General features: G+C 47.2%; 12 protein-coding genes. 9 read left to right on the top strand and 3 right to left on the bottom strand.

Annotated elements, in window-relative coordinates:
* The first annotated feature begins 80 nt into the window (after positions 1–80).
* The 5 genes from bluB to MKY41_RS06015 all read left to right on the top strand — a co-directional run bounded on the left by bluB (position 81) and on the right by MKY41_RS06015 (position 3,230).
* The gene (gene bluB / locus MKY41_RS06035) at positions 81–731 is read left to right on the top strand and encodes a 5,6-dimethylbenzimidazole synthase (RefSeq protein ID WP_340744181.1); all 651 of its coding nucleotides are present in this window, start codon (positions 81–83) and stop codon (positions 729–731) included.
* Positions 732–794: 63 nt separating this feature from the next.
* The gene (locus tag MKY41_RS06030) at positions 795–1,199 is read left to right on the top strand and encodes a YugN family protein (protein ID WP_340744180.1); all 405 of its coding nucleotides are present in this window, start codon (positions 795–797) and stop codon (positions 1,197–1,199) included.
* 125 nt (positions 1,200–1,324) lie between these two features.
* A complete protein-coding gene (locus MKY41_RS06025) occupies positions 1,325–1,876 on the top strand; it encodes a DUF420 domain-containing protein (RefSeq protein WP_340744179.1) in 552 nt (183 codons plus the stop codon).
* Positions 1,877–2,032: 156 nt separating this feature from the next.
* Entirely contained in the window at positions 2,033–2,395 is a 363-nt protein-coding gene (locus MKY41_RS06020; RefSeq protein WP_340744178.1) for a general stress protein, read from the top strand.
* Positions 2,396–2,534: 139 nt separating this feature from the next.
* The gene (locus MKY41_RS06015; protein ID WP_340744177.1) at positions 2,535–3,230 is read left to right on the top strand and encodes a DUF421 domain-containing protein; all 696 of its coding nucleotides are present in this window, start codon (positions 2,535–2,537) and stop codon (positions 3,228–3,230) included.
* 89 nt (positions 3,231–3,319) lie between these two features.
* Here the strand turns inward: MKY41_RS06015 and MKY41_RS06010 are convergent, their stop codons facing one another.
* Complete coding sequence (locus tag MKY41_RS06010) at positions 3,320–3,496, bottom strand: hypothetical protein (RefSeq protein WP_173426008.1); 177 nt, start codon at positions 3,494–3,496, stop codon at positions 3,320–3,322.
* Positions 3,497–3,638: 142 nt separating this feature from the next.
* The gene (locus MKY41_RS06005; RefSeq protein ID WP_041074381.1) at positions 3,639–4,109 is read right to left on the bottom strand and encodes a general stress protein; all 471 of its coding nucleotides are present in this window, start codon (positions 4,107–4,109) and stop codon (positions 3,639–3,641) included.
* A 258-nt stretch (positions 4,110–4,367) separates the two neighbouring features.
* Here MKY41_RS06005 and MKY41_RS06000 point away from each other — a divergent pair, with 258 nt between their 5' ends.
* Genes MKY41_RS06000 through MKY41_RS05990 form a run of 3 tightly spaced genes read left to right on the top strand, consistent with a single transcriptional unit; the run spans position 4,368 to position 9,074 of the window.
* Positions 4,368–7,988, top strand: coding sequence for an AAA family ATPase (locus MKY41_RS06000; RefSeq protein WP_340744176.1), 3,621 nt, complete (start codon positions 4,368–4,370; stop codon positions 7,986–7,988).
* 5 nt (positions 7,989–7,993) lie between these two features.
* Positions 7,994–8,434, top strand: coding sequence for a hypothetical protein (locus MKY41_RS05995; protein WP_340744175.1), 441 nt, complete (start codon positions 7,994–7,996; stop codon positions 8,432–8,434).
* 4 nt (positions 8,435–8,438) lie between these two features.
* On the top strand, positions 8,439–9,074 hold the full coding sequence (locus MKY41_RS05990; protein ID WP_340744174.1) for a hypothetical protein: 636 nt from the start codon (positions 8,439–8,441) through the stop codon (positions 9,072–9,074).
* 50 nt (positions 9,075–9,124) lie between these two features.
* On the opposite strand, the gene rpoN is transcribed toward MKY41_RS05990, so the two are convergent.
* The gene (rpoN, locus tag MKY41_RS05985) at positions 9,125–10,471 is read right to left on the bottom strand and encodes an RNA polymerase factor sigma-54 (RefSeq protein WP_340745644.1); all 1,347 of its coding nucleotides are present in this window, start codon (positions 10,469–10,471) and stop codon (positions 9,125–9,127) included.
* 266 nt (positions 10,472–10,737) lie between these two features.
* Here rpoN and MKY41_RS05980 point away from each other — a divergent pair, with 266 nt between their 5' ends.
* Complete coding sequence (locus tag MKY41_RS05980) at positions 10,738–12,627, top strand: sigma 54-interacting transcriptional regulator (protein ID WP_340744173.1); 1,890 nt, start codon at positions 10,738–10,740, stop codon at positions 12,625–12,627.
* Positions 12,628–12,683 lie beyond the last annotated feature (56 nt).

Here is a 12,683-nt window from a genome sequence, read left to right as displayed (position 1 = left end):
TTTTCAAATTATCAATCTGACACGGATGTAATCCTGCCCTTTATTGATATAATGAAGAGAGAAGAAAAAGGGGGGGTCCCATGTTTACGTATGAAGAAATGGAAGCTGTATATAAAGCCATCTATCAAAGAAGGGATATCCGTACATTTTTGCCGACGCCTGTGCCGGAAGAGAAGATCCATCGTATCCTGCATGCGGCCCATCATGCGCCTTCGGTCGGGTTCATGCAGCCGTGGAATTTCATTTTGATCGATGATTCGGAGGTCAAGGAGAAATTGGCTTGGGCGGCGGACAAGGAAAGACGGGCTTTGGCCATCCATTACGAAGGAGAAAAGGAGACGAAATTCCTCGGACTCAAAGTCGAAGGATTGAAAGAAGCGCCGCTCACCATCTGCGTGACGTGCGATCCGACAAGGGGCGGCTCCCATGTACTGGGTCGCAATTCCATACCGGAAACCGATATCCTCTCCACCGCGTGCGCCATTCAAAATATGTGGCTCGCCGCTTGTGCGGAAGGATTGGCGATGGGGTGGGTCAGTTTTTATAAGAAAAATGACATTCGGGATATATTGGACATCCCGCCGCATATCGATCCTGTCGCCTTATTGTCGATCGGCTATACCGAGGATTATCCCGAAAAGCCGATCCTTGAACTGGCGAACTGGAGAAGCCGCGAATCGCTAGAGCATCTGCTCTTCGGCAACAAATGGGGAAATGCGCAAAAAGCTTAAGTATGTTTCATCCGTGAATGGCGAATAATGTAAGGGTAGCATTCATGAAGGAGCGGATGGAACATGTTGAAACTGCAAACCAGCTTGGAAGGCAAGGCGGCTCTGTTCGGGGACGTCCACGATAAATTCAGCAAGGACGGCTATCGACTCGGTGGCAATTGGGATTACGACAAAGGGTGCTTCGACTCCGTGCTGAACCGTGAGGAAGGCGAGACGATTTACTTGCGGATTCCGTTTACCGTAGAAGAAGGGCGGCTTGATGATTACGGAGCGACCATCGCTTTTCAAACTCCTTATTTGATCAAGCATGTCGTCAACATCGGGTTGGATCATGATGAAAGCTCGCTTCTGACTGCCTCTTTCAATCAATTTCAAGAGCCGGTCGAATCGGATGGCCACATCGAGGACAAAACCAAATGGGTTGACATCGGGGAACAAGCCGTCGAGCAGCTTTCCAATTATTTATGAAAAGCCGGCCACTCGCACTCTCTGCGAGTGGTTCGTAACCTGAAAAAAGTTGAAAATTATACACCGATTACCGAGTCCGGATGTGATAAACTGAAATTTGGACTGAGGTAAAGGAGTGTAGTTTAATGATCAATTCCAGCATACATGAAAAGCCGTTCAAGAAACGGAATTATAAACCGTTCATCATCACGGTTTCAGTTCTTTTGATCGGTGCCATTGGTGTTCTGTCCGGCATGCCGGGGGTGGAAGAGTTTGACGCGTTTGACGTCACCATTCTGCCGCTCATGAACGCTATTTTTAACAGTTTTACATTTGTATTCCTCGTTGCCGCTTTGATTGCGATTAAAAAGCGGAATATAACGGCCCATCGCCGTTTCATCTACGCAGCGTTCGTGACGACTTCTCTTTTCTTGGTCACCTATGTGGCATTCCATTATTTGGCCTCCTCGACTTCATACGGTGGGGAAGGGATCTTGGCAGCAATCTATTATTTTGTGTTGATCACCCATATTTTATTAGCCGCAGCTATCGTGCCATTGGCGTTGACGAGCGTCGCCCGTGCCTGGAACCGGGAACATGAACGGCACCGGAAAATTGTGCGTTGGACGATGCCGATTTGGCTATACGTCAGTTTCACTGGTGTTCTCGTTTATATCTTAATCTCTCCTTATTATTGATACCGAATCAGCCGCATACCCAGTGGCTGATTTTTTTATTTCAATCAAATGACGTTTATTACGACTGTTACAGATTGCCGAATGGTGTTTAGATCACGCGTTCCGGGATAAACATAGAGTGTAAGAAATAACATAAAAAAAGGAGAGATTCATACTATGGCACGAAACAATGATAACAACCAAAACCGTGGAAAAATGTCTCTAGAAGAAGCAGGCCGCAAAGGTGGCGAAGCGACTGCGAGAAATCATGACCGTGAGTTCTACGAGGAAATCGGCCGTAAAGGCGGCGAAGCGACTTCCGAGAAACATGGCCATGAGTTCTACGAAGAGATCGGCCGCAAAGGCGGCGAAGCGACTGCGAAAAACCATGACAGTGAATTCTACGAAGAAATCGGTCGTAAAGGCGGAGAAGCCCGGGCGCGCCAAAACGACAATGATAACAACAATGGCAAGATGAGCCAAGAGGAGGCGGGCCGCAAAGGCGGCGAAGCCCGTGCCCGGCAAAGGGACGACAAATAAAGGACATCGCCAAACAGCTGAAGCGAGTTCCCCCCGCTTCGGCTGTTTTTTTCGCTCACCTTTCAATCTATTTCCAGGTTGCTAAACAGCTAATTAGGGGTAAAACAAGAGTAACTAGAAGTAGAGGAGGTAGGGGAGTGTGGAATATCTCACCAATGGAGCAAAATTGATCATCGGATTATTGGCATTCATCATCGTGCTCCGCTTGTTGGGGAAGAAGCATCTTGCTGAAATGACCCCCTATGATATTATCTATCTTCTCATGTTCGGTGGAATCCTCGAGGAGACGTTATACGATCCGAAAATCACCATTCCCATGTTCTTATTCTCGCTGGCCGTCTGGGCGGTGGCGATTTATCTTGTCGAAAAACTCGTCGTCCGCTCCAATACATTACGAATCTGGATCAAAGGCTCGCCCGACAAACTCATTGCGGACGGCAAAATCAATAAAAATCTACTGGAGAAAAACCAATTGGAAATGGAGCAGCTACGGACGATGCTTCGCCAGCAAGGCATCTTCTCGTTGCGCGAAGTCCGTGATTTATACATCGAGCCCGGAGGTGATATCTCCATCAATCCATACGCCGCCTACCAACCCGTCACTCTCCAAGATTTGAATATCGAAAAAGCGGAAGAGGAACCGTCCGTCCTGTTAGTGGATGAGGGGGAAATCAAGCCGGAAGTGCTCGAGTTCATCGGAAAAACGGAGGACTGGCTGCGGAGCGAATTGCAGAAATTAGGTCACAGGGCAATGCGTGACATTTTATATTGCGAATGGTCGTCCACCGAAGGCTTTTTCATCCGGACTTATGAACAAACGGCAAATTTTGACTGATCCACTGCGCGAGGGAATGAAGCATCCGCTTTGTTCCCTCGTATTTGTGCTTCATTGCTAAGATTGACACTTTTTTGGACCTTTTGTCTTTACAGTTCCTGATAAGCCTTCTGGTATTTGCCCCCGTCTTTCACTTCCGAATGATAAATTGCTTTCAAGGCGAAGCTCTTCTCCATCTCAAATTCTTTCATCACCTGCTTTAGCCGTTTCGTTAATTCGGGCTCATTTTTCACAAGCTGCTCCATTTTGACTTTGCTATACTGCATCCCCGATCTCCTCCTTGTATCAATAGTTCAATCAGTATAACATGATTCCCAATCAATGAAAAAATTGAACAACCTTCTATGGAATTCTTTCCATAATAAAACCGCCCACCTAATGAGTGAGCGGTTCTGTAATATGTTTTATTCAGACAAGCGGTCGATCGATATCAGTCGGGCGGCGATAATCTCCATCAACTAGAACGAGAATCTTTCCTTCATTGAAATAATCATCATACCGATGTGCTTCCTCTTCTGGAATACCCATTCCGATCAACGCGCCAGCCAATCCACCGACTCCAGCTCCGGCAGCCGCGCCGGTGATTCCGGCGACAATCGGCCCGGCTGCCACAATCGGCCCGATTCCCGGGATTGCCAAAGCGCCGAGTCCTGCCAGCACACCGCCTAGGCCGCCGAGAACACCGCCTGTTGCGGCACCCGTTGCCGCGCCGTCCGCAGCATGCGTTCCGGTCTCTTCTGCAATATGATCAACATTTTCGCTATGCTTGCTGACGACCGAGATTTCATCAGAAGTGTACCCTTGCCTTTTCAAATCTTCGATCGCTGCAATCGCTTCTGTTTCTGTATTATAGTAACCTACTACATGTCGTTGTACCATTTCTATCGCCTCCTGAAAATTTGTCTAGTGTAACTACTCTAGAAAATACCCCACCCACTCAATCTGAAACATTTACGTTAGGTCATCCGTATTACAAGACTAGGGCAGGGACGATAGATGAAACGTTCCTTACAAATAAAGATCATACCTATTATAATAGATAGAAACCATGGGGGAGCACCCTTGTGAGCTTAGGAAAACTTTCGGATTCAAAGTGGATAGAATTATGGAATGCTAGGAAAGGCGGCATCGATGCGAATGAATATAGTGGAAGTCATCAAGTTCCTTCTCCCGGAATATCAGATCGTTCAAGTGATGAAGGAGAAAGGGTTTCTCGCAAAACGGAATCGTGCGCAAGCGGGTACGCAACTGCATCAGCAGCAGACGATGACCGGCGGCGGGCAACAAGAAACGGCTCCGACTCCCGTGGCACCGGCTATGGATAGCACCATCCGGATGGCGAAACAGCCGCAAGGCGATACGGCAGCTTATCAATATAAGGATCGGACGAAGTGGACCGGCTCCGATATCCCGGGTATCTTTGCGGGGATCCGCTCCTATCTGGCCCATGACATTGTCGGACAGGAGGACTTCCTCGACCAGCTGATGATTGCGTTTCAACGACCGTTCATCACCGGCTTTGACGGAACGAAACCGAAAAACGTCCTGTTTGTTCTCGGCAATAAAGGGACCGGTCGGAAAACGAGCATCGACCGGACGATGTACTATATGAAACAGCATCGTCTGGCCAATAGCGAGACGGTCATGAAGATGGATCTCGTTTCATACACGACAGTTTCCGAGTTCCCGTTATTTTTATCGGATCTATATAAATGCCTCTACGGACAATCGGATGCGGTCCTGTTCGAGAACTTCGAGAAAGGCCATTCAAGTGTCATCGACGTCATCTCGACACTGGCCATTACCGGGACGTATGCATTGAGCTCGAGGTATGTCTTCCAGAATAATGCGTTGGTGGAAGCGACGGGGATGCTTGTGCAAAATTCCATTAGCGAAGTGGGGGCGAACGGCAAGTTCTTCATTTTCACATCTGAAAAAGGTGAGCAAGATGTGTTTGAGGTGTTCGGCACCAAGTTCATGGGGGCGGTCGGCGACATCACGCAGACGTCCTCGTTCTCGGAGATGGAATTGCGGGAACTGACCCGACGTCTTCTAGAGGGACTGAAGCAGAAGTGCCTCGTGCAGCTGGCCATCCTCATTGACTGGGATGAAAGGGTGCTTCAGGAGACGAGTCAGCAATTCAGGACTTCGACGGGTGTCAACGGATTACAGAATTTTGTCGATGAACAATTGTTCCGGCCGCTTGCTGAGTATAAATTGCGAAATCCGGGAAATTTGGACGAAACGGTGCCGCTTGCGAAATCCGCAATGGGGTATACGGCGGTCATCAATGGCGAAACTCACCAGCTGTCGGAGCTATTGCCGAAAAAAATGGACGCGGGCATTAAGGAAGTGAAGCGGGAATTAGCCTCCATTGTCGGAATCGATGCTGTTAAGAACTACGTGCTCCAACTGGAAGACCATTTGAAAATCCAGCAGCGCCGCGAATTGGCAGGGATTCGCTCAGCAGGTGTCTCCATGCACATGATTTTTGCCGGCAATCCGGGGACAGGAAAGACGACCATCGCCAGGATCGTCGCGAAATACTTAAAAGCGCTCGGTGTCTTATCGACCGGCCAGTTACGGGAGGTGACACGGGCGGATCTCGTCGGCCAATATGTCGGGCAGACGGCAAGATTAACGAATGACGTCATCAAATCGGCTCTCGGCGGAGTGCTGTTCATCGACGAAGCGTACGCGCTCTGCCGGGATAAGCATGATCTCTTCGGCTTGGAAGCGATTGACACGCTCGTCAAAGGGATGGAAGATCATCGCAATGACTTAGTCGTCGTGCTGGCCGGCTATGGGGATGAAATGGAAAAATTCCTCAAAGTGAACCCCGGCTTGAAATCGCGTTTTCCAAATCTGATCCATTTCGAGGATTATACGTCGGAGGAGCTTTGGGAAATCGCCCGGATTACAGCTCGCGGCAAAGGATACCGGATTGCGGAGGATTGCCAGGAAGCGCTTATTAAATTATTCGACAAAAAGCAGATCAAAGGCCGCAACGACAGCGGCAACGGAAGATTGGTGCGCAATATTGTGGAAAGCGCCATCCTGAACCAATCCAAGCGGTTGAATGAAGACCCGTCAGCCGAGTTAGATGAACTTCGATATGAAGATTTCAATTTCCAGGAGAGCGGACATTTCGATTTGGAAACGGCCTTGGCGCAAATCATCGGGCTTTCGCAAGTGAAAGACTTTGTTCGAATGCAGCATAAGCTGTTGATCGCGGAAGAGAAGCGACGGGTTGCTGGTTTACAGGTGGATACGACGCAATCGCTCAATATGGTGTTCAGCGGAAACCCGGGGACAGGGAAAACGACCATCGCCAGGCTCGTCGCAGATATGTTCAAGGAGATGGGCATGTTGAAATCCGGCCATCTCGTGGAAGTTGACCGCGGCGGCCTAGTGTCCCAATATGTCGGCCAGACGGCGAAGAAGACGGAGGAAGTGTTCCGCTCGGCGCTTGGCGGTGTCCTCTTCATCGACGAAGCATACGCATTGGCATCGGAGGGGGACAGCTTCGGCAAGGAAGCGATCAATACGCTCGTGAAATTGATTGAGGATTATCGCGGAGAGTTGGTCGTCATCCTGGCAGGGTATGAGAAGGAAATGAAAGATTTCATGAAATCGAATTCCGGGCTCGCTTCAAGGTTCCCGCTCCAGATCGAGTTTCCGGATTACAATGTGGATGAATTGTTCCGCATCGCCCAGAAAATCATTTCGGCTAAAGGGTTCCGGCTTGCGGCGGATGCGCAGCAATTGTTGGAAGAGCAGGTCGGCCTCATGCATAAGCAGGCGACAGTGGATTCCGGGAACGGGCGCATGGTCCGGAACTATATAGAGGAGATAACGAGAAACCAGTCTGCCCGAATCGCGACAACGGATGTGCCGACGGAAGAAATGCAGATGGTCATCCCGCAGGATATCAAACCGATGGAAAAGGTGAAAAATGATTTCAATTTGGAGACGGAATTGGCGGCCATCATCGGGCTGGATGAAGTAAAAGACTATATCCGCAGCTTGAATGCCCGTCTTCGTATGCAGAACGAGCGGAAAAAACTTGGAATGATCGTCGATGATTCCCAGACGATGCATATGATCTTCAAAGGCAATCCGGGCACCGGGAAAACGATGGTCGCCCGGACGGTGGCTCAAGTCCTTTATCACATCGGAGTCATCCGCACGAACAAGCTCGTTGAAACGGATCGGGCCGACCTCGTCGCTGGCTATGTCGGCCAGACGGCGATGAAGACGAGGGAAGTCCTCTTATCTGCGATGGACGGGGTGCTGTTCATCGATGAAGCCTATTCCCTCGCGCAAGGCGGCGCGAATGATTTCGGCAAGGAGGCGATCGACACGTTAGTGAAAATGATGGATGACCATCGCGACCGGCTCGTTGTCATCCTTGCCGGCTACAGCGAAGACATGGACCGGTTCCTGGCCATCAATCCAGGGTTGAAATCGAGATTCCCGAATATCATTGAATTCAAAGACTATTCGACGGATCAATTAATGAAGATTTCCGAACAGTTTTTCCAAGGCAGGGGATATGTCCTAGATGCTCCAGCTAAGGAGAAACTGGAAAAGATATTATCCGAAGTGTCACAGGAATCGCATTTCGGAAATGGACGTTATGTGCGAAACTTGTATGAGCGGGCGATCAATAATCAAGCGATCCGGTTAAGTGGCGATATGCAACTGACAAGGGAAGAATTAATGACGATTCAAGCGGATGATCTGGAAAGGGTGTGAGATCGATGAAAAGCAAATTGGCTGCAGTGGCGGCAATACTCTATTTCCTTTTTCCGATGTCTCTCGTCTTTTTCATTTTGATCTTTACCCCGCTTATGTTTGTATGGGATGTCGAGTCCATCCGCGCGTCCGGGTTTGCGGGACCACAATCTTCCATAGCACTCATCGGCATTTCCGGCTTGTTCATCGGGATTTCGATGCTCGTGCCGGCGTTGCGGCGGATGTACCGGGCCTTGCCTTGGCTCTATCCGTTCATTTCTATCTTTTTCATAAATCTGATCATAGCGAACGTGGCGTTGATGATCTTGAATACGGGATATGAAATATCGAATGAGACGCGCCATCTGCTCTTCACCATTTTCATGATCGTATTCATCATTGGGGCGAGATTGGCAATGAGCATTTATTTCCGGAAAAAGCCGGTGAGCTCTGTGGAAATGAGGTAGGACAATGACTGATAAGAAAAAAGACTTGAGGAGCAAACTGGAAGAAGTAAGGAAGCCGTCGAAAAAGAAAGGGAGGATCGACGGCAGGCCGCGCTTCGGGGAAGACGGTTCATGGGGCGCCCCGGAAACAGATGAAAAACCAATCCGGAAGCGCAATGACCGTCCATTGAAACTGTATGGACTAATGAGCTTTGCGATCGGGTTCGGGATGCTCGTATTCTGGAATTCCTCGACCCCGGAGTCTTCCGAAGCGGCACGCAACGCTTTGGAGACTAAAGTGTCCACGGGTGTTTCCGCCGGCACGATTCTGTTAAGAGATGATCAAAACATCGGGGAGCAAGACTATACGATTCAGCATTCATTCGGAGGGGACGAGGCAAAACTTTGGATTTGGGACTATGCAGCGGAGGATGGCGATTATGTTCAAGTGCTCGTCGACGGGCTCCCGACATCTGAACCGTTCATGATCCGCCACAAACCAAAAGCGATGACCGTGCCGACAGTCGGAACGATCCAGGTGAAAGGGATACGGGACGGAGGGGGAGGCATTACCTATGCCGTCCGCTATGAAGTGAACGGAACGAGTTATTTTAATAGCGCGCCCGAAGGTGAATTTAATACGTATACATTACAGCGGTAACGAAAAAAATGTCCGGAGGCAATCGCCTTTTCGGACATTTTTCATTCGGGTTAGTAACAATGCACTTCGGCAAATCGTTTCCGCTTGGAGGATGAAGGAATGTTCAACTCGTTCCGATATTTGGCAATGACTCGCCGGGAAGGAGAAACCTTCTCCTGTTTTTCGATTATGGAGACGAGATCTTGATCGGAATACGGTTTGGATTTGTCCTCTGCATCAATGAGCTTTCGGATCAAATCCTTCAGATAGGAAGAGGAGACTTCCCCGCTAGTTGCATCGTTTGCGCCGAGGCCTGCCGTGAAGAAGTATTTCAATTCAAACACCCCAAGCGGCGTATCCATGTATTTATTCGTCGTAATCCGGCTGATGGTCGATTCATGGACTTCAATTTCATCCGCTACCTGCTTCAACGTCATCGGCTTCAATGCTTTCAGCCCTTCATAAAAGAAGTCTTCCTGATGCTCCACGATAGCCTTAGCCACTTTATACAAAGTGGAGTGCCGCTGGGCCAGGCTTTGCTGGATCCGTTTCACCTCTTCGTACTTTTCCTTGAGATAGGCATAGTCCATTGATTGCTTGTCTTGCAGCAGGGCCAGATAACCGCTGTTTAAATTTACTTTCGGGATACAATCGTCATTCAGGATGACCGATAGCCCGTTCGGCTCTTTCAGTACATAGACTTCCGGCACAATATAGTTCGTAATGTCACTATTATATTTTGCGCCCGGACGCGGATCCAATGTCTGAATCAAATCATGTATATACTGAATGTCCTGCAACGTCACCTTCTGTTTCCTCGCAATGTCATTCCATCTGCGAGTTGAATACTCATCAAAATGTTCTGCTATGATACGCTCCGCCAGCGGGTTCCGCTCCGGTAACTTCCTTAATTGCAGTTGGATACACTCCTGTATCGATCGGGCACCGACCCCCGCCGGCTCCAATTCCTGGATGAGCCGAAGAATGTGGTTACCCTCCTCCGCTGAAATCTTCAATTCCATGCAAAGTTCATCCAATGGTGCCGCCAAATAGCCATTTTCATCAATAGAATATATGAAATTCCGAATTCCTGCCTTGACCGATTCGGGATATGGGGTCAACCCGGCTTGGTATAACAAGTAGTCTTGCAATGTTTTCCTCTCCAAATTTAGATGATCGATTGGGGAGAAATCATTCGACTCCGAGCTGCTCTTGCTACTCGTGCGCAATGTAGAACGCTCGATGATCGAATCTTTGGATGGTGTGGATTCCAAGTCGATCAGAGGATTGCTGATCGCTTGTTCATATATGTAATCGGATAGCTCCAACACGGAATGTTGCAAGAGCGAAATGGCGGTCCGTAATTCCGTCGTCATCACGAGTTGGGTCGTCTGTTTTTGCATTAAACCGACATTCATTTGCAAAGGTTTCTCCACCTTTCCTTTTTGTAACCGTTTTCAATAGAAGGCGAACTATACAATGAATTTTGACTATTACGTGACTATTAATTTAGCATACACGAATTGGCTCGTCAATGTAATTTTGGTTAGCTGTCTTTCTTTGGAAAGTATAATAGACACCCACAAACCGTATTGAAATAAAAATAATAATAATATACAGTTAATTGATTGTTAATATATTGAACGTTCGCGTTCATAAAAAAGATTTTATGAGGAGGGCTTTTATGAAACCTAAAATTATCATGACTGCAGGATACCCTGAAATGGCTTCCATGATCAAACAAGTATCGAACCAATTAGACTTTACTGTAAAAGTCGTGGAGGGGGTTTTGAGGGAAGCAGCTCTTGAGGTGAAGGGAATTATAGATAACGGGGGGTATGAGGTAGTAGTCAGCAGGGCGGGAACTGCCAATGAAATTAGCAAATTAGTTGACTTGCCATTGGTTTACAGTGATACAGATTACTTTGATTTTGTAAAAGCATTCATAGAAGCAAAAAAATATGGAGATAAAATTTGTTTTATAGCGTATCCGGAGGAGGGTTTTTTAGTCAATTTTGATGAGATTATAAACTTCATTGGTTTCGACGTAACGATCCTTCCTTATAAGACCTCGGAGGAATTGATTTTACAAGTGAAAAAAGCTAAACAGATGGGGATGGATGTTGTCGTTGGGGGAGGAAGACGCGCTGCGGCATTAGCTAAAGAATATGGAATGAAAAGTATGTATTTAACAATATCCGAGAGATCGATTAAAAGGACGTTGTTATTGGCTAAAAAGGTTGCGGATGATAGATTTATTATCAAAAAAGAGACAGAAAGGCTTAATGCTCTCATTAACTTGTCAGAAGACGGAATTCTCTTCTTGAATGAAAAGCGAATAATTGAATCTTGCAATACAGCAGTTGAAAAAATCTTTCAAATTAAGAAAGACACATTAATTGGCAAGCAAGTAGATGAGATTAAAGATGACAAAGTAAGGAGATCGTTAAGGAATCCTAAGCTTTACAGTGGAGAAGGGAATTTTACAGAGGGCGGTATCAATATTACATATGAGCCTGTTGAATTAGATCAAAAACAGATCGGCACCATCATTACTTATCGAGAAGTAAGTAAAATCCAGAAATTAGAAACCAAAATCCGTAGGGATTTACATTCCAAAGGACTGTTGGCACGCTACCACTTTAATCATATCGCCCACAATAGCCAGAAAATGAAAAAAGTCATCCATTTAGCGCGGGAGTATGCGACAACAGATTCCACCATACTTGTTATCGGAGAAAGCGGAACCGGCAAGGAATTGATTGCCCAAAGTGTCCATAATGCGAGTAATAGAAAAGAAGGACCTTTTGTAGCTGTAAACTGTGCAGCGTTGCCAGAAAACTTATTGGAAAGTGAACTTTTTGGTTATGCGGAGGGGGCTTTCACAGGTGCTAATAAAGGCGGTCGTCAAGGGTTGTTTGAATTAGCTCATGGGGGGACGATCTTTTTGGATGAAATAGGCGAAATTCCGCCGCATATCCAGACGCGCCTATTGCGAGTCCTCCAGGAAAAAGAAGTGATGCGGATCGGAGGAGACCGTGTTACACCTGTTGATATCCGGATCATTGCGGCGACCAACCGAAAACTTTGGGACTTGGTGCAGCAAGAGAAATTCAGGTTGGATCTATATTTCAGATTAAGTGTACTCCACTTGGAAATACCTCCGCTTTTCCAGCGGGAAGATGATATTCCGATCGTTGTAAACCACTTGTTACAGAAAGGAAATTCATCCAAGACATTTGAAGGTTTTTCAAAAGAGCTGCAAGATTTTTTCTTAACATATGAATGGCCAGGGAATGTGAGACAACTGGAAAATGTGATTGAAAGACTAATCATTAGAAATTTGACTCCCGCTATGGAAAAAGACTTTATCCGGGACATTGTAAAAGAGACCGAAATCAGTGAACGATCATCGTCGAGTTCCGATGTTTTCATAGTGAAACCCGGGAAGATGGAAGAAATTGAAAAGCAAATAATTGAACAAATGATGGAGCGCTATGACGATAATCGTACACTTGTTGCTGAAAAGATGGGGATAAGCCGAACAACTTTATGGAAAAAAATGAATTCGTAATGCCATTCTGGCACGCTAATTGCATTACTTCTTTCAAGAGAGGGGAGGAATGTCAA

Origin of the sequence: Sporosarcina sp. FSL W7-1349 (genome assembly GCF_038003045.1) — a bacterium.
GTDB lineage: Bacteria > Bacillota > Bacilli > Bacillales_A > Planococcaceae > Sporosarcina.
This window is presented reverse-complemented; position numbering and strand designations above follow the sequence as displayed.